Genomic DNA, 16,886 nt, shown 5'->3' on the forward strand with positions numbered 1-16,886 from the left:
CATGTCCAGCAGTCTTGCCGGCCTGCCGTCGCAACGCGGGGTCAGGTCGACGATCACGGTCACGTACCGGTCTCCGAACGCGCCGTGGCGCCACACGTGCTCGTCCACGCCGATCGCGCGCACCGAGGAGAACCGGTCGGCCTGCTCGAGCAGCAGCATGCCCTGCTCGCGCACCGCCCGGTCGACCACCGCCCATGCCACATGAAGCAGCCTGGCGCACGCCGAGACAGTCATCGAGTCCAGGCACACGCGCCGCAGCGCCCACATCACCGCCGGCACGCTCAACACGCCCCTGCCGGCGCCCACCGCCTCAAGATCATCGCTCCACGAGCGTGAGCACGGCACGCACTCGTAGCGGCGCACGCGCACCAGCAGATGCACCGCGTCGTCGCCGTAGGGCACATGCGCCAGCGTGCGCAGCCACGACGAACGCACCCTGGCATACGCGCCGCACGAGGGGCACCAGCGTGCGTCGTGCGAGTCCGGCTCGCACCTGATCTGCCTTAATCCCGGGCCGTCCGGCCTGCCAAGACGCCGCCACGAGAGCACACGAAGACCCATCTCATCCAAACCAAGGAAACGTTGGGGGTCGAACACGATAAACTCGGGTTCAGGCCGTGTTTCCTCATTCAATTTTTCTATCACACAAGCAATGATGAAGCACGGCCCTTACACACTAACTTGAGAAGAGCCATTAAAGCTTCGGATTACTGTGTATCGGGACGATATCCGATTATTGACCAAGGACAAAATGCGATAGCAGGATATACAGATGACGCGACGGGCATATATGAAAATGTTCCTGCCATTGTCTTCGGAGACCATACGGGTGTGTTCAAATATGTGACACAGCCGTTCTTCATCGGCGCAGATGGCACAAAAGTGCTCGAGACTAAAGACCCAACAACAGAACAGCGATACCTATACCACGCGCTACGCTTTGTTGATCTTCCGGACGGAGGTTACAGCAGGCACTATAAATGGCTCAAGGAAGTTGCAATACGCGTTCCAGATACTGTATTGCAGCGACGCATTGCCAACCGATTGGATGAGATTGAGCGTCTTCAACGTATCGCGCAGGATATGCTGGAGAAATACGACGAGCTCATCCAATCCCGCTTCGTTGAGATGTTTGGCAGTTCGGATCAAGAGATGGTAACGCTCGGTGAGTGTTGCATGCTCCAGAGTGGTAAAACGCCTTCAAAAAGGAATGCTGATTTCTGGGAGCATGGCACTATCCCTTGGTTTAGTCCGAAGGATATGAAGCATCCTCATCTGACTGATTCGCAGGACCACATCACAGAAAAGGCAATTACTGACGCGTCCATGACTGTATTCACCGAGCCCACGGTGGTCGTTGTAGTACGAGGTATGATTCTTGCCCATGATGTGCCCATTGCCGTGTTGAGTGGTCCACACGTTACAATTAATCAAGATATGAAGGCACTTATCCCCAAAGATGCAATGGACCCGACATTCTTGGCGGAAGCGGTGCGCAATCAGGAACAGCTATTGCTGGCTGAAACGACCCAGTCTGCGCATGGCACATACAAACTGGATGCTCAGGTTCTTGTGCAAATTCCAATTCCACACGTCCAATTGCCATCACAGCAGCGTTTCGCTGCCTTCGTCGAGCAAGTGAACCAGATGAAGGATGCGACAACAAGAACACTTGAGCAACTGCAGATGCTGTACGACAGTCTCGCACAGCAATATTTCGCCATCTGAACCAGACCAGACGATGTTTTGTCCGGTTATCCAAGTCGCGAAACCATACCCACCACCACACGGAGGAAAGCACATGTCCACGAACTTCACCGGCAACTTTGGATTCCTTCTTGAGTATCCGGATTATGAGGCCTTCGCCAAACCATGCATGGAGGCGGAGCGCGCCATGGGATTCTCATACAATACGGTCGTCGAAAACTCACGCAAGGCACTCGAACAGGTGGTGAAATGGATATACGCGACCGAGCAGTTTGGGGACATCTCGGTGCAGCGTGGTGTGCCGATGTTGGGTGATCTGCTCAAAGGACCGGAGTTCGTTCGGCTCATGGGGCAAGACGAAGTCAATAAACTGCGTAGCGACATCGTGACACCAGGCAACAAAAGCATGCACAAGAACACGCAGTACGGGAAAGATGAGGCGCTGCAGTCGTTGCTTCGCCTCTTCTCGTTCGTCGAAGGTGTGGATCGGCTGTACAACGAGGACTTCGTCAAGCGTTCGTTCGACGCCCGGAAGATTCCGATCGTGATGGCCCGTGCGCTGCAACGGCAGAAAGCGTCGGAAGCCGCAGAGCGGGAACGCCAGCGTGAAGAGGAGATGTCACAGAAGGAAATGGAAATCGCCGAGATCCGCCGTCAGCTGGAATCGGTGCGTGCGGAACTCGTCGAGACTCGCAAGACACGTCCCGTCGAGTCGACGATGGCGTCCTTCGATATCTCCGAAGCGAAGACGCGGAGCATCTACATCGATTACGAACTTCGTCTGGCCGGATGGACACTCGGGGAGGATGCGCTCACCGAAGTGCCTGTGCCGGATATGGAAGGCCATGCCGGGCAACATGGACGCATTGACTATCTGCTCAATGGCCCGGATGGCAAGCCCCTTGCGATTATTGAGGCGAAGAAGACCTCACGTGACGCCCGTGATGGCGAGCATCAGGCGAAGCTGTACGCGGATTGCCTTGAGCGGCAATACGGGTACAGGCCGTTCGTGTTCCTGTCGAACGGGTTTGAGATCTGGCTCGCCGATGATCATTTCGGCCCGTCGCACCGTGTTGGTGGATTCTACTCCCCCAATGACCTGGGCCGTCGTTTCCGGCAAAGCAGGGACTGGAACAATCCAGCGCTCGTACCAGTGAACAAGCAGATCGCTGGCCGCGACTATCAGCTGGAAGCCATCAAGGCGGTGTGCGACAACATCGATGCCAGGCATGCGCGCAGTCTGCTCGTCATGGCGACCGGCACCGGCAAGACGCGCGTCTCCGCGGCACTCGTCGACGTATTCTCCCGCGCGGGACTCGTGACGAATGTGCTGTTCCTGGCAGACCGTGTCGAGCTTGTCCGGCAGGCGAAAAGCTCCTTCGGTGAATATCTGAAGGACCAGTCGCTGTGCAACCTGTGCGATGACAAGTCCGGCGCGGCCGACTCCCGCATCGTGTTCTCGACCTACCAGACGATGATCAACGCGATCGACGCGCTGCAGCACCCTGACGGCAGCGCACTGTTCGGCGTGGCCCATTTCGACCTGATCATCATCGACGAGGCGCACCGCTCGATCTTCAACAAGTACGGCGAGATCTTCCGCTATTTCGACGGCCTCATGGTCGGACTCACCGCAACCCCGGCGAAGGATGTGGACCGCAATACCTTTGAGTTCTTCCATGTGAAGGAAGGCGAACCCACGTTCGAATACGAGTATGCGCAAGCACTCGCAGCAAAGTATCTGGTGCCGTTCTACTCAATCGAAGGCAGCACGAAATTCATCGATGAAGGCATCACATACGATGAATTGTCCGACGAGGACAAACAACGCTACGAGGAGGACTTCGGCTCCGTTCCCGCAGACGACGATGAGGAACGCGAACAGCGCGATCTGCCGAAGCACATCAACGCGTCGGAACTCAACACGTTCGTCATGAACGAGGACACCGTGGACGAGGTGCTCCTCGATCTGATGGAGAACGGCATCCGAACAGCGGGTGGCGAACGGCTCGGCAAGACGATCATTTTCGCGCAGACGCAGGCGCATGCTCGTTTCATCGAGGAACGCTTCGGCATACTCTACCCGAAGGAATCCGCAGACGGGTGGATGAAGGTCATCGTGCATAGCGAAAGCTACGCGAACAATGCGATCGACGAATTCAAGACCAAGCCGTTGCCCATCATCGCCGTCTCGGTCGATATGCTCGACACGGGCGTGGATGTACCCGAAGTGGTCAATCTCGTGTTCTTCAAGAAAGTGCGTTCGAAAATCAAGTTCTGGCAGATGATCGGACGTGGCACGCGAACCTGCGAGGGCCTCGACTGCGTCGATGGCGTGGACGGTGAATACGTGGACAAGCGCCGCTTCTACATCTTCGATTATTGTGGCAATATGCGGTTCTTCGGACAGAATCCGGAAGGCATCCCGGCTTCCGTCCCTGTCTCGCTCAGTGAACGCATTTTCCGTCAGCAAGTGCATCTCATCGAATCATTGCAGTCATCGGCAAGCACATCCGACGACAAGCTCATGCAATGGCGGGACGAGCTTGTGCGCGATGCCCAAGCACAAATCGCATCGATCGATACGAACACATTCATTGCGCGACTGCACCGCGCCGCCATCGTACGATTCAGCGACGAACATGCGTTCGACCATCTCGACGACAAGGATGTGCAGATCCTTGACAAGGAGATCGCACCCTTCGCCCATTATGGCGACGATGACATCCACGCGTTGCGCTTCGACTCGATGATGTATGAGTTCATGGCATTGCGCGTGGGCGGCGGGAAGACCCAGGCCTATGTCAACCGGCTGACCGACGTCGCCTCGCAACTGGACGACCATATGACGACCCCCCAAGTGCGTGAACACCAGCAGACAATCAAACTCATCACAAGCGACCCTGCGTTCATCAAGCATGTCGACGCACATGGGCTTGAAGATGTACGCGAAGAGCTTCGCGGCCTCATCCGGTTCATCTCGGATTCGAAAGAGGAGCGGGAAAAGGCAATCGTGTTCACCGCATTGCAGGACGAGGTGCGTTCGCGCGTGGAAGGCGAGGCATTCGACCAATTGGTGCAGGTCGATGCGCTCGCGGCCTACAAGACTGATGTCACGGACTACATCGACAAGCACCGCGAGGAAGGCGCGATCGGCATGATCGCACATAATGAGCCTGTTCCGATGCCTGAATGGAGCGAACTCGAGAACGCGTTGATGAAGACGATTGGTTCCGAGGAGCAGTACGCACAGGCGTATGGTGACAACCCAGTGGGACTGACAGTACGCAAGACGACCGGCGTGGACCATGCGGCGGTGCGTCGGGCATTCGCTGATTTCCTTGACGCCAATGAGCTGACGGACCCCCAAAGGGAGTTCATGGAATTCCTGATCGACCAAATCGCCAAGAACGGGTACATCAAGGAAGCGGGTGAATTGTTCGAACCTCCATTCGACCGCCCACAGACGATGGACAAGCTGTTCTCCGAAGACCAACAGCGCACCATCATCGCTTGCGTCAAGCGCATCAAGCACAACGCGGAGGGACCAGCCAAGTAGCCCACAATCCCCTCATGCGACATGCGTCATAATCAGTACGGCCTCAGGACGATAATGTGCCATCGGATGCCGCCCTTGCCTGTCTGCTGCGCCGACATCGTCATCATGCCCCGCTTGGTCTGCCTGTCGACCTGCACACGCCCGGCATCCTGAAACAGGTTGTGTTCATCTTCGGTGCATGCCGGGCCGTATTCGATGCCGCCGCCGGCATGCGCCCGAAACACGATGCGCATCCTGCCGCTGTCCCCCATCGCATACGCCAAAGCCGTATAGCCTCCGTCCGGAAGGAAGTCAGCGAATCGCCTCGTGACCGCCTGCCGCGACACCCGGCATACCCTGCGGGTGCCACGGCTCTGGTCCGATTTGAAGAAATCCGCGACGTTCTTTGCGGTGAATGCACGGAGCATCCTGCAATGCTTACGCATATACGCATCCGGAAGCAATGAGAGCGACGCGAACCTATTGCACGCCCCCTCCTCGAAACGTTTGTTGTAATTCGTCGAGCTGATCGACATAAGCGTTTCGGCGAGGTCATCGTCGGTCTGTTGCAGATAATGGCCCAGTTCATGCAGTATCGTGAAATACCGGCGCATCGAATACCGGGTCCGGTCGTTGCTCATCCGTTTGCGCTCGTCCCTGCGCTCTTTCTTCCTGTATTGGACCTGTATCCTATGGACGTGGCGGCTATCGAAGGAGGGACTGAACAACCCGAGCAGATCATTGAGCGAGGAACGGTCCTCACCGTCGTTCTCATAGAACACATACGCATCATCACGTAGCTGGCTGTCCACCAACGAATCGACAAAGCGGATGGACACATCGCCACGCCAATGCTTGGCAAGCATATCCGGATCCGTGATGCAATCCTCTTCGAATTCAGGATGCAGTGTACGGGCGAGCTCGATCATGCGCCTCGCCTGCTCGTCCACTGCGCGGTGAAATGCGGCGTTGGGATCCGTCATCGTATCACTGTCCGTGCTTCATCGATTCGATGGCTTTAAGGAACGCGCCGTTCACTGCGGCGGCATCGTGGCCGGATGTTCGGGCGGCGAGATCGAATGCCGCCGTGCGGGCGAGTTCCAAACGAACGTCATTGCCATCAAGATCCATATCATCGAGGGCTTGGTGCCAGCGGGGCTGTTCGGCCGCAATCAGATACTCATCGGGAATGGCCTCTTGCGCTTGGGGCGGAGTGGATGCGAAACCGGCCTTTTCCATCTTCTTGGCCTGTGACGCCGTAAGACGCATGCCATGGTTCATGATCGCGTTGCGTTGCACAGCGCTCAGTCCAAGGACATCCTTCAACGCCTGCGCATACGCTTTGCGCTCATCGGAGACACCGAATGTGATGGCTGCTTCCTGATGCAGTGGCGGCAGATGCTTGCCAATCGTCCACCAATGCTGGAACAGCCGCGCCCGAGCGGATGCCTGGGCGTATGCTGTGAGGAAATCGTCCGGATTCTCCGCCCGGTGCACCCGTTGGTCCAGATCAGGCTCGTTGTGTGCGATGGCCTGTACGACCGTGGGTTCGAAATCGCCAAGTGGCACATCCAATACACGGATGGGGATCGGAATCGCCAACGAGGGCCATGCGACCATCGGCATACCCAACGGCGTTGTTTCGATGACAAGCCCGTCCGACGTCTGCTCAATGGGGGCATTGGACATCGGGATGATGTGCGCGATGCGCGGATCGCACTCATCAATGTCTACAATCATCAGGAACTCGGTGCGGTCCTGCTCTTCGGCGATCCATAACTGACCGGCGTGTGGCCCTGCCTCAATCGCCTGACGACGGTAATCGGGATTGGTGACGTCGAGCATCTCCTGAGGTATCTGCGCAGGTGTTCGTTCGTTCATGAGCGGTCCTCCTTCATCGATTCACGCAATTCGGATTCGAGCTGCTCGATAATCTCATCCTTACTCGTTGTCCGCATACGTCTGCAACGTATTTCGATTGCAAGTCCCCTCAGCATGTGCGGCGGCAGCGCATGGACATCAATCAAGTCCTGTGCCTCCTCGGGTAATTCGGCGCGGATGATCCCGATCAACGCCCGCTGCTCACGAGTCCCCATCTCCTGGCTCTCGTAGAAGCCCAACGCGTCGGCGGGGTCTGTCGAATCCGGATACCCTGTAGGAACATGCCGCCCATATGCGCTCATTTCGACGTCAGTGCGCATCGTACCATCCTCAAACTCCAGTGATTCCATGTGCATGTCAACCTGATGGTCAGGGGCGAGATAGGGATGGTCGATGAGCATCACCTCGACGATCTCGGAAAGCGTCATCGACCCTTCGGCCGCGGTGAGCACGGCCAAAAGCCATGCGTCCAGCTGTGACATCCTTCCTTTTGCCCCATTTTTCCCAATCGTATACCTCGGCCCCCGTTGCTGATACAACATGCCGGTTTTGGGATCATATTCAAGGGCAAGGGCGGCACGTTTCCTGTCCACGTCCCTCACCTCTTCCTCGGTAGGCCACGAGACCGTGACCTTGGCGCCGGCTTCGGCCAGTGCTCCCTTCGTCTTCGTCGTCCGTGCAGTGGGCGCGCCCAGCACGTGCCACGCATTCACGTGTTCACTACGTTCGGGAGCATTGCACGCGGCCTTGATGTACTCAAAGACCGGCTCGCCGGATTCCACAGACGTGCACCGTTGCAATCTGGCTTCGACGCGCGCGCGAAGGCGTCCGAAATCCGTGTTCTGGGCGAATTCCTTGCCGAAGAAATCATGAACGGGTTTATAGGAGCGGATACGGAACTGATGGTCGCTGTGGGAACTGAGATACAACTTGATGAATGCGGGACGCAATCCGATCGCCTTGCGTTTCTTGTCATACAGCATATGCATCGTGCAGAACTCATTCGCCCAGTACTCACCCATCTGGTCGGCGCCACAACCATCCGTGTCATCCTGGTATGCAAACATGGCTTGCAAATCCGGGTAGAACACAATCCTGCTGTTGCAGGTCTTCCCCAAGACGCCGATAGTCTTCGGGCCCGGCTTCCTCAAGTCACGGATTTCCTCGCCGATCCGGTAACTGCCATCATCGGGCGTTTCAGGTGCTTCGAACCATTCCGCGGCCCACCCTCTCGGATGTTGTGCGGGATCCCATGTCGTTTTCGCCTGTTTGTTCGGCATCACTCCCCCTTTCGCTATCCTTCTGCGGCATGTCTGATTCTAGCGAGTCGACGCACGAACGGACAACCCTCACCGTCACCAACCGGACAATATGTCCGTTACACCGACTGTTTTGGCGACAGGTCGCAAGTTTTATCCGGTTCATAGCTATACCACCGCAACGAATCGTGCACAACAGGAAAGGATTGATGGGTCATGAACAATGCATACAACGACATCGATGGTCATGGCGAAGGGTTCATCTGGGTCGGGGACACAAGCCGACCTGATGCAGTCGAACAGGTACAGCGTTCGTTCAATGAGCAGCTCGCGCATGCGGCCGAGCAATTCCGTATCACTGGCTTCAAGGATTTTTCAACACTCGAATGCAACAAGTATGGTTGGCCTTCCGCGTTCCTGCTGTTGCGTCGCGACTGGCATGATTCGCGCATGCGGATACAACACGACACACTCAAGGAGATCGCGTTCAATATGGCCGCACTGCGCTCCCTCACCCCGGTCAATTCGGTGAGCACCGGCGATTTCGTCGTGCGTTTCCTTGATGAAGGCGGCTTGGATGAGCACCGTATATTGACGAACGTCCAACGCACCAACGTGCTGCATAGGCATGGTTTCCTCACCGACGACTACAACAAGCGGGAAGGCTGCGCGCTCGCCCTCAATTGTGTACGTACCGGATTCACATTGGCGCTGCCAAGTGAGAGCGTCGTGGTATGGAAAACCGATGACAATGGATTGATCATCGACCTCGGCATCTATGACGCGGTGTCACTGCGCATGCAGATGCGAGCCTACCCGCAGCTCTTCGACAAGGGCTCCATGCTCTCGGACGATGATATGGAACGCGATATCACCGATTGTCTCAATGTACTCAATTTGATTCGCGATGCGCATCTCAATCCACAGGAGGTACCGCAGGAACAACTGCTATTTCTGCCGCCACACGCACTGAACAAACGATACGAACCACAACAATATTGACGGACCTGTCTTCGTCCATTGACCTATATTTCATATTTCATCACAACAATGCATCAGATAAGGAGTCATCATGATATCGCTAAACGTGACCTGTGTGGACACACATGCACTCACCATCACGCCCGACAATACGCAAACACAGGATGATGGTGATTTCATCGACACCATCGGTCCGCTGTTCGACAATGACGACGGACCCCACGACGAATCATGCAATTATCTGTACGGTACGTGCGATGATGTAGCCACATTCTCGATCACCAACATCGACTTCGATGGCATGGCCAACACACGGTTCTACTGCCCCAAGCATTTCCTATTGTGCCTGCACTTCATCATCGACGCGACGACAAGCGACAACTGGTTCTCCCAATTGGACACCCAGGAAGAGCGAGCCGCGGCGTTCCGCACATACTATGCCAGCGCGCAACGCATCCGTGGGTAATCGGCGATGCCCGCATGCCGCACTATGCTATGCTCATTGCGCGGCATCGGCACCACAGAACGCCACAGATACTTCATGCGATGATGCGCCATGACCGCTGGCAGGAGGAAGCATATGCGCTATTTCACTTCCGACACGCATTTCGGTCATCCCCTCGTCTCCGCATTGCGCGGGTATATCAAGGACGGTGATGTACGCTCGCGGTATCTGGGGATCTGGCGTGATGAAGGACGCGACAATGCCCAAACATGGCTCAGCCAGTATGTGCGCGATCATAAGACCGCGTTCCGCCGCATAGCGGATGTCGACGCGCATGACAATGCCGTCATCGCACATATCAATGGCACGGTGGGTGCTGATGATGAGCTGTGGATACTCGGCGATGTCTCATTCCGTTGTTCGGCCGACCACACGATACGGCGGTTGCGTGAAATCGACTGCCGCCATCTGCATATGGTCATCGGCAACCATGATTTCAACTTCGAAGACCGGACGAAGGACGGCATATACAGCAGCGTGTTCGAGACGATCGATGCGTGCGCGCAGATCATGATGCCGTTGCCGGTGTTGTCCGGCGACAGCATCACAGGCGACATCGCGGAGCAACCGGTGACACTTTCGCATTTCCCGCGGCGCAGCGCCGTAGAGGCGGTACGCGAAGGCGCCACCGTAACGAATGACCAGGCTCCGAACGCCGCCGATTTCGTCGACGAGGCACCGGCGACGGATGGCTGGCTCCTGTACGGCCATACGCATCAGGGCGTCCCCGATGGCACCGATGCGCGTAGCGTCAACGTCGGACTCGACGCGTGGGACATGCATCCCGTATCCGAACGCGAGATCATTGACTGGTTCACGAAAGCCAATGCGTAACGATCAACGTACAGCAACGCTCACGTGTGATTCGGGTATCCGCATGTGTACGTGTGAGGCAAAAACAGTTGTAGCCTGCGCATGGGCCACTGCACCAATACAAAAAGCGCATGCCGTACATCCGATTGGATGCCGGCATGCGCTTTCCTTTACTGTCCAGATGGAGCAAAGGTTAGGTTTGGTCAGTCGCGACGTAGATTGGTGAATGTCTCCACACTCGCCGATGGCACGGCGTTTTCCTGCATTTTCGCCTGTTCCATGTTGGACAGTGCCTCATCGACCTTGCGGCGGATTTCGCTGTCCGCCATGCCATTATGGCGTTTCATTTCCTGCCGCTCCTCATAGGTCGGGCCCGGGTCAGCCGCCACGCCATGCGCACAGGCGAGACCAATGAGGCATATGATGCCGCTGAGTATGATCATCAGCCAGTTGTGGCGGTAGGTGAGCATGAGCCATGCGGCCGGGCCGACGATGAACGGGGACATGGCGATGGTGATCAGGATCGGGTGTTTGGAGTTGGTCTTGCTGCCGATAGCGCCGGCGATTGTGCAGATGATGTAGGTGACGGCGAACAGGGCGACGAGCAGGCCGATGCCTGCGAGCATGCCATTGAAGCCATTGAGGCCGAACGTGTTCTGTGAGGTGTCGCATACGGCTTCGTCCCAAGCGTTGAGGCCTGTGCACTTGTAGCGTCCGGTTTCGTCGGTCGGCATGAGGATGTTGCCGATGAATTGGATGCCCGTGATTGCGCCGACGCCTGCGACTGCGAAGATGATGATGCCGCCGACGATGGCGATGGCGATCAGTGTGAGGACTATTTGTCCGATTTGTTCGAGCAGTTTCATGTTGGGTTCCCCTCCCTCTCAATTTCTATAAACATATAACTATATCATATAAAGCAACACACAGCGTAGATGCTCATATCCCATTCATAAAGAATTATTTCAGTATGCAGGACCGGCGCTGTAGCGTCTGTCGTGAAATAAAGATGAATCGAATAATCCTGTGACCACGAATAACTTGTGTGGCATTGGCCTACAAAAAAGGGGAACCATCGCTCCCCCAATCGACTCATGCTGTCATCTCACAGCTGTGCACGGCGCAACGCATGCAAGGAGACCATCGCGGACACGGCGAGCGACGCGACGCCAATCGCGACACCCGCGCCATACAATGCCCACGCCGGTATCGACGCGATCGTCCGCAGCAACCCTTCGGGGCCCATGTCGATCGACACCGCGAGCACGACGAGCGTGAACACGACCGCGAGCACACATACGCGCGCGACCTGCGCACGGTCGCGGAAGACGATGTTCACCGGGATCTCGACCGACACGGTGAGCGCCGTCAGGAACGCCGCGCATGCGACGACCATCACCGACTGCGCGAACGTCTGCCGGTGCACGGCCGCGCTGACCGATTGCAGCGCGATGGCGAACAGAATGGATGGGGCAGTCGAAACGAGGTACTTCTCCGCGACGTACTCCCCTTTGCCGAACGGCAACGCGAACAACGCGCGCCGTATCGGCGCGCTCATGTCATTGCGCACCATCGCGCCGCACACCGTCGCGAACAGCATCGGCATGAGCAACACGCCCGTGACGTACATGTCCGAAACGACATAGCACACGCACAGCACGACCATCACGGCGAGGAACACACGATTCTTGCCCATTGCGATGACATCCCGCTCGAACAACCCTTTCATGACCTGCTCCTTTCGTTACGTGCGCCGTGAGCACCGGCCGCAGCGATGATCGTGACCAATTCGTCGATGTCGCCGCGCACGACCGCGACGCCGGGCATATTCTCCTCGACATACCGCCGCGCGTCGGTGAGCGCACGGACACCGCCGTGCACATGCGCGCTCGCGAGGATGTGCGTGCCGTCGAGCGTTTTCGCCTGCTCGTCGGTGAGCATGAGGACCGCGTAGTCGTCGCGCAGCCGGTCGATTGTCTCATGCAGCAGGATGCGGCCGCGGTCGATGAGGTAGAAGTCGTCACACAACGTCTCGATGTCCTTCGAATTGTGCGAACTGATGAGGATCGAGCGGCCCGGTGTCTCCATGTAGGCGCGCAGCACGTCGAGCAGTTCGCTGCGTGCGACGACGTCGAGACCGGCGGTCGGCTCGTCGAGGATGAGCACGTCGGGCCTGTGGCTCATCGCGATGATTGTCTTGAACTTCGCCGCCATACCGGTCGAGAACTCCTCCATCTTCCTGTCCTTCGGCAGGCCGAACCGCGCAAGCAGCGCGTCGCAGCACGCGGTGTCGAAGTCCGGATAGAACGCCTGCATCTGACGGATGACGTCGGCGCCCGTGAACGCCACGTCGAACGACGAATCCGCGAGGACGGCGCCCACGCGTCGTTTGACGGCGTTCGGCAGTCCGGTGACGTCCGCGCCAAGCAGTGTGCCGTTGCCACTGTCCGGTGTCGTGAGTCCGAGGATGATGCGGAACGTCGTCGTCTTTCCCGATCCGTTGACGCCGACGAGTGCGGTGATCGTGTCCTGCGGCACATGCATCGTCACATCGAGCGTGAAATCGTCGTACCGTTTCGTGACATCGTCGAGCATGATCACATCGTTCGTCATCGCGTTGCTCCTTCCGTGTGTGCACCGCTGTCCGCACTGTCTTCGGTGTCGTCGAGCAGCATCGTGACAAGTTCCCTGATCTCCGCGTCGCCCAGCCGCAATCGGCGCGCCTTCGCGATCGCCTGGGCGAATTCCTCTTCGACCTGGCGGTTGAGTTCCTCGGCGACGATGTTCGGTGAGACGTCGGCGACGAACGTGCCTTTGCCCTGCGCGGTGACGACGAGTCCCTCCTGTTCGAGCACGTCGTACGCCTTCTTCGCGGTGAGCGCCGAGATCGCGCACTGCCGCGCGAGGCCGCGCACCGACGGCAGCGGGTCGCCCGCCTTGAGTTCGCCTTGCTTGATGAGCGCGCGTATGCGGTCGACGATCTGTTCGTAGATCGGCGTCATCGATGTCGGATTGATGATGATGTCCATGATCTCCTCATCGTGTGTGCTTCGTGTCCTTGTGCGATACCGACGTTTCATCCACGATGTCCGAACGTGGTATATAACACTATACAACAGTGAGATACAGTATATAACTTTCGACGACGAACCGAGGGCGTTTGCGGTTTCGGCGTGTCGTCCAACCGCTCAAAACACTGGGCAAAATCGCCAGTGCCCTAGGCAAACGTGTACACGTCAGCATCAGCTGACCTCATGCCCTCGGACTGGACGACGCACGTCTGCAGGACACGAACGCAGATTTGTTCATCGGCACCGCACTCGGTGGCACCGCGCGACGACGGGAGCCCACATCCGTCCATCGTTGCCACATGCAGCGAGATCGTGCGACGCAAACAGGTGCCGCAAAGTCCAGCGGCAGCGCATATCGCGGTATCGCACGTCGCGCAGGGGTGATGCAGCGTCGCGTCATGCAGCATCCTGCGGCACCGCGCGACGCTCGCGATATCTCCGAGGGCAGTCCCCTGAAACCGATCCGCCACCGCAGGGAACGCGAGAGGCCCCCGGAATGCATCCGGGGGCCTCTCGCTGTATCTGTGGGTGATGTAGGAATCGAACCTACGACCCCTTCCGTGTGAAGGAAGTGCGCTAGCCGCTGCGCCAATCACCCGTATTCGGTTATATGCGCCGATTGCTCGGCTCGTGGGCGATACAAGATTCGAACTTGTGACCCCTTCCGTGTCAGGGAAGTGCGCTACCACTGCGCCAACCGCCCGGTCGGCTCGGATGATCGCTCATCCATGCGAGGTGGGTACGAGAGTCGAACTCGTCTATACGGCTTTGCAGGCCGCTGCCTAACCGCTTGGCTAACCCACCAACAAGGTCTGCACATTGTGGACCTTAGAGCGGACAACGGGACTCGAACCCGCGGTCTCGACCTTGGCAAGGTCGCGCTTTACCAACTAAGCTATGTCCGCATGTGCCGTCCAGAAGGGCCTTCGCCGCTGTCTGAGCACGATTGACTACCTTAAACGACACGGACGTCATTCGCAACACGTCGGCGTGTCGCACATGGCGCGACCACAGTGCGGACGTGGCGCATATGCGCCCGTTGGGGCAATCTATGCTGTGAAAACCAACATTCATGCCGAGCTGTTTGTACACAGTGTCAGCCCGGGGCTAATCTTCACAATTCCGGAACAAACCGGGGATTAGAGTAAGAACCATGTACGGACAGAGAACCAGAGCGAAATACATCATGGTCGCGGCATTCGACGGTTGGAACGACGCCGGGCAAAGCGCGACGAACGTTATCCGCCATCTGGTCTCCAAGTTCCATGCGCTTGAGGTCGGCCACATCAGCCGGGACGGCTACTACGACTATCAGACCGCACGCCCGATGCAATGCGTCATCCAGGGCACGCGGCGCATCCTGTGGCCGCAGACCGCGTTCTACGACATCACGATAAACGAATCGCTGCACATCCTCGCACAGCTCGGACCGGAACCGAACTACCAGTGGATGGAATACTGCAAGGAAAGCCTGCATTTTGCACGCCAATATGATGTGGACAGCATCATCACGCTCGGATCGATGTTCGCCGAATGCCCGCATACGAGGCCGCTGCCGATGGACATGAGCATCGGCGGCGAACAGACGGATCCGGACAACGAATACAACGGCCCGATCGGCATCCCCCACGTGCTCGATGTAGCGGCGATCGAAGAGGGGTACGAGACGAAGGCGATTTGGGTGTCGCTGCCCCAGTACTTCGGGTCAGACCCATGCCCCCAGGCCACATTGCAGCTCCTCGAGACGCTCTCCGACATCATCGGCGTCAGACTCGACCCCAAGGAGATCGCGGAGCGAGCGGAACAGTGGCGCGCGCACTGCGACATCATGGTGCGCAGCAACGCCGACCTCGCGCAGTATGTGGACCAGCTCGAGCATGACGCGGACATGCGCCAACATGCGAAAGACATCGCATCCTCCGGAACGCCCGCGGTCGAACAGCTCGTCCAGGAAGCGGAGGCCTATCTGCGTGACCAGCAGATCTGAAACAACGTCATTGTGTGTATATGGTTCGGCGCCCACGGAATCGAAATTCCGTGGGCGCCGAACCATATACACACGAAGATGTCAGCGTGTCACGCGTTGCCTCCAAGCGGCGCACCCTCAAGCGGCTGCAGGACGCCGGTGAGCAGCAGCACCGCGACGACGACCGCAAGCACGATGCGGTAGATCGCGAACGCCTTGTACGAGAACGTCGAAACGAACTTGAGGAAACCGATGATGACGATGTAGCCGACGACGAACGCGACGACGGTCGCCGCGATCGTCGCGCCCCACCCCGGGAACATCGGATCGGCGGCCGCTCCCCCATGGATCGCCTTGTACGCCTCGAGGATGCCGGCGCCGAACACGGCGGGGATCGCCATGAGGAACGCGCAGCGCACGGCGGCCTCGCGCGTGTAGCCCATCGCGCGGCCGAACGTGATCGTGCCACCCGAACGGGAGACGCCCGGGATGAGGGCGAGCATCTGGCCGATGCCATACAGGACCGAATCCTTCGTCGTCATGTCGTCGATCGTCTTCGCCTGCGGCGCACGATCATCGACGATCCACAGGATGATGCCGAAGATGAGCAGCATCGCCGCGGTGATCCACAGGTTGCGCAACGTGCTTTCGATCGCGTCCTGGAACAAGAGGCCTGCGACGACGATCGGGATCGTCGCGATGATGATGTACCAGCCGAGTCGCGCGTCCTTGTTGCCCGCGCCCATGCGGTGCCGCCAATCGGAGCCGTGCTTGCCCGCAAGGCACAGGCACCAGTTCTTGAGGATGTTCCAGATGTCATGGCGGAAATACAACAGGACGGCGAGCTCGGTGCCGATCTGGATGATCGCCGTGAACGCCGCACCCGGATCCTGCCCAAGCATGAGATCGCCGATGATGCGGATATGCGCGCTTGACGAGACCGGCAGATACTCGGTCAACGCCTGCACAAGTCCGAGGAAGATGGCCTGAAAGAAGTTCATGAACCCTCGTTGAGATAGATGGATAATCGGATAGACTTCATGTTCACTGTACCGCGACCCATTCCATCACACCCACATGTGCACCGGCGGCGTAGGGACAGTCCATCCACACGACCCATACCGGACATGCACGATGCCCCACGCACGGACGGCCGTTTTGCGCC

General features: G+C 58.0%; 15 protein-coding genes and 4 tRNA genes. 6 read left to right on the forward strand and 13 right to left on the reverse strand.

Annotation, left to right across the window (positions count from 1 at the left end; translation table 11 throughout):
• A partial coding sequence (locus tag B1526_RS05600; RefSeq protein ID WP_456061922.1) for a transposase family protein occupies nt 1-633 on the reverse strand: 633 nt, incomplete at its 3' end.
• On the opposite strand from B1526_RS05600, the gene B1526_RS05605 reads away from it, so the two are divergent.
• Both B1526_RS05605 and B1526_RS05610 read left to right on the forward strand, forming a co-directional pair.
• On the forward strand, nt 583-1,728 hold the full coding sequence (locus B1526_RS05605) for a restriction endonuclease subunit S (RefSeq protein ID WP_327078352.1): 1,146 nt from the start codon (nt 583-585) through the stop codon (nt 1,726-1,728). The two genes, B1526_RS05600 and B1526_RS05605, sit on opposite strands and share 51 nt — an antisense overlap.
• A 73-nt stretch (nt 1,729-1,801) precedes the next feature.
• A complete protein-coding gene (locus tag B1526_RS05610; RefSeq protein WP_162287944.1) occupies nt 1,802-5,266 on the forward strand; it encodes a type I restriction endonuclease subunit R in 3,465 nt (1,154 codons plus the stop codon).
• A 32-nt stretch (nt 5,267-5,298) separates the two neighbouring features.
• On the opposite strand, the gene B1526_RS05615 is transcribed toward B1526_RS05610, so the two are convergent.
• Genes B1526_RS05615 through B1526_RS05625 form a run of 3 tightly spaced genes read right to left on the reverse strand, consistent with a single transcriptional unit; the run spans nt 5,299 to nt 8,406 of the window.
• Entirely contained in the window at nt 5,299-6,228 is a 930-nt protein-coding gene (locus B1526_RS05615) for an ImmA/IrrE family metallo-endopeptidase (RefSeq protein ID WP_095615102.1), read from the reverse strand.
• Nucleotides 6,229-6,232: 4 nt separating this feature from the next.
• Complete coding sequence (locus tag B1526_RS05620) at nt 6,233-7,126, reverse strand: hypothetical protein (protein WP_095615103.1); 894 nt, start codon at nt 7,124-7,126, stop codon at nt 6,233-6,235.
• Complete coding sequence (locus tag B1526_RS05625) at nt 7,123-8,406, reverse strand: hypothetical protein (RefSeq protein WP_095615104.1); 1,284 nt, start codon at nt 8,404-8,406, stop codon at nt 7,123-7,125. Before B1526_RS05625 ends, B1526_RS05620 begins: the two co-directional genes overlap by 4 nt.
• Nucleotides 8,407-8,601: 195 nt before the next feature.
• On the opposite strand from B1526_RS05625, the gene B1526_RS05630 reads away from it, so the two are divergent.
• The 3 genes from B1526_RS05630 (at nt 8,602) to B1526_RS05640 (ending at nt 10,705) form a co-directional block, all read left to right on the forward strand.
• A complete protein-coding gene (locus B1526_RS05630; RefSeq protein ID WP_095615105.1) occupies nt 8,602-9,387 on the forward strand; it encodes a hypothetical protein in 786 nt (261 codons plus the stop codon).
• A 70-nt stretch (nt 9,388-9,457) separates the two neighbouring features.
• Complete coding sequence (locus tag B1526_RS05635) at nt 9,458-9,832, forward strand: hypothetical protein (protein WP_133088487.1); 375 nt, start codon at nt 9,458-9,460, stop codon at nt 9,830-9,832.
• 114 nt (nt 9,833-9,946) lie between these two features.
• Entirely contained in the window at nt 9,947-10,705 is a 759-nt protein-coding gene (locus tag B1526_RS05640; protein ID WP_235607065.1) for a hypothetical protein, read from the forward strand.
• A 182-nt stretch (nt 10,706-10,887) separates the two neighbouring features.
• On the opposite strand, the gene B1526_RS05645 is transcribed toward B1526_RS05640, so the two are convergent.
• The 8 genes from B1526_RS05645 to B1526_RS05680 all read right to left on the reverse strand — a co-directional run bounded on the left by B1526_RS05645 (nt 10,888) and on the right by B1526_RS05680 (nt 14,660).
• The gene (locus B1526_RS05645; RefSeq protein WP_095615108.1) at nt 10,888-11,550 is read right to left on the reverse strand and encodes a hypothetical protein; all 663 of its coding nucleotides are present in this window, start codon (nt 11,548-11,550) and stop codon (nt 10,888-10,890) included.
• 239 nt (nt 11,551-11,789) lie between these two features.
• Nucleotides 11,790-12,413 (reverse strand): ABC-2 transporter permease, encoded by a 624-nt coding sequence (locus B1526_RS05650; protein WP_095615109.1) that lies wholly within the window; start codon nt 12,411-12,413, stop codon nt 11,790-11,792.
• Nucleotides 12,410-13,297, reverse strand: a complete 888-nt coding sequence (locus B1526_RS05655) for an ABC transporter ATP-binding protein (protein WP_095615110.1) — start codon at nt 13,295-13,297, stop codon at nt 12,410-12,412. The genes B1526_RS05650 and B1526_RS05655 overlap by 4 nt, the downstream gene beginning before the upstream one ends.
• Entirely contained in the window at nt 13,294-13,713 is a 420-nt protein-coding gene (locus B1526_RS05660; protein ID WP_095615111.1) for a GntR family transcriptional regulator, read from the reverse strand. The genes B1526_RS05655 and B1526_RS05660 overlap by 4 nt, the downstream gene beginning before the upstream one ends.
• Nucleotides 13,714-14,280: 567 nt before the next feature.
• Nucleotides 14,281-14,353: transfer RNA gene (locus B1526_RS05665), tRNA-Val, on the reverse strand.
• 33 nt (nt 14,354-14,386) lie between these two features.
• Nucleotides 14,387-14,458 (reverse strand) — tRNA-Val (locus B1526_RS05670).
• A 30-nt stretch (nt 14,459-14,488) separates the two neighbouring features.
• A tRNA-Cys gene (locus B1526_RS05675) sits at nt 14,489-14,559 on the reverse strand.
• Nucleotides 14,560-14,587: 28 nt separating this feature from the next.
• Nucleotides 14,588-14,660, reverse strand: a tRNA-Gly gene (locus B1526_RS05680).
• Nucleotides 14,661-14,941: 281 nt separating this feature from the next.
• Between B1526_RS05680 and B1526_RS05685 the strand changes: the two genes are divergently transcribed.
• Nucleotides 14,942-15,742, forward strand: coding sequence for a PAC2 family protein (locus tag B1526_RS05685; protein WP_095615112.1), 801 nt, complete (start codon nt 14,942-14,944; stop codon nt 15,740-15,742).
• 89 nt (nt 15,743-15,831) lie between these two features.
• Here the strand turns inward: B1526_RS05685 and B1526_RS05690 are convergent, their stop codons facing one another.
• Nucleotides 15,832-16,722: an undecaprenyl-diphosphate phosphatase gene (locus B1526_RS05690; protein WP_095615113.1), complete on the reverse strand. Its 891-nt coding sequence runs from the start codon at nt 16,720-16,722 to the stop codon at nt 15,832-15,834.
• Between the last annotated feature and the right edge of the window lie 164 nt (nt 16,723-16,886).

This window comes from Bifidobacterium criceti, from assembly GCF_002286935.1.
Classification (GTDB): domain Bacteria; phylum Actinomycetota; class Actinomycetes; order Actinomycetales; family Bifidobacteriaceae; genus Bifidobacterium; species Bifidobacterium criceti.

Bases quoted from the DNA above. Each gene is read 5' to 3' on its own strand.
- B1526_RS05610 (WP_162287944.1), top strand. From the start codon at position 1,802: ATGTCCACGAACTTCACCGGCAACTTTGGATTCCTTCTTGAGTATCCG.
- B1526_RS05615 (WP_095615102.1), bottom strand. From the start codon at position 6,228: ATGACGGATCCCAACGCCGCATTTCACCGCGCAGTGGACGAGCAGGCG.
- B1526_RS05620 (WP_095615103.1), bottom strand. From the start codon at position 7,126: ATGAACGAACGAACACCTGCGCAGATACCTCAGGAGATGCTCGACGTC.
- B1526_RS05625 (WP_095615104.1), bottom strand. From the start codon at position 8,406: ATGCCGAACAAACAGGCGAAAACGACATGGGATCCCGCACAACATCCG.
- B1526_RS05630 (WP_095615105.1), top strand. From the start codon at position 8,602: ATGAACAATGCATACAACGACATCGATGGTCATGGCGAAGGGTTCATC.
- B1526_RS05635 (WP_133088487.1), top strand. From the start codon at position 9,458: ATGATATCGCTAAACGTGACCTGTGTGGACACACATGCACTCACCATC.
- B1526_RS05640 (WP_235607065.1), top strand. From the start codon at position 9,947: ATGCGCTATTTCACTTCCGACACGCATTTCGGTCATCCCCTCGTCTCC.
- B1526_RS05645 (WP_095615108.1), bottom strand. From the start codon at position 11,550: ATGAAACTGCTCGAACAAATCGGACAAATAGTCCTCACACTGATCGCC.
- B1526_RS05650 (WP_095615109.1), bottom strand. From the start codon at position 12,413: ATGAAAGGGTTGTTCGAGCGGGATGTCATCGCAATGGGCAAGAATCGT.
- B1526_RS05655 (WP_095615110.1), bottom strand. From the start codon at position 13,297: ATGACGAACGATGTGATCATGCTCGACGATGTCACGAAACGGTACGAC.
- B1526_RS05660 (WP_095615111.1), bottom strand. From the start codon at position 13,713: ATGGACATCATCATCAATCCGACATCGATGACGCCGATCTACGAACAG.
- B1526_RS05685 (WP_095615112.1), top strand. From the start codon at position 14,942: ATGGTCGCGGCATTCGACGGTTGGAACGACGCCGGGCAAAGCGCGACG.
- B1526_RS05690 (WP_095615113.1), bottom strand. From the start codon at position 16,722: ATGAACTTCTTTCAGGCCATCTTCCTCGGACTTGTGCAGGCGTTGACC.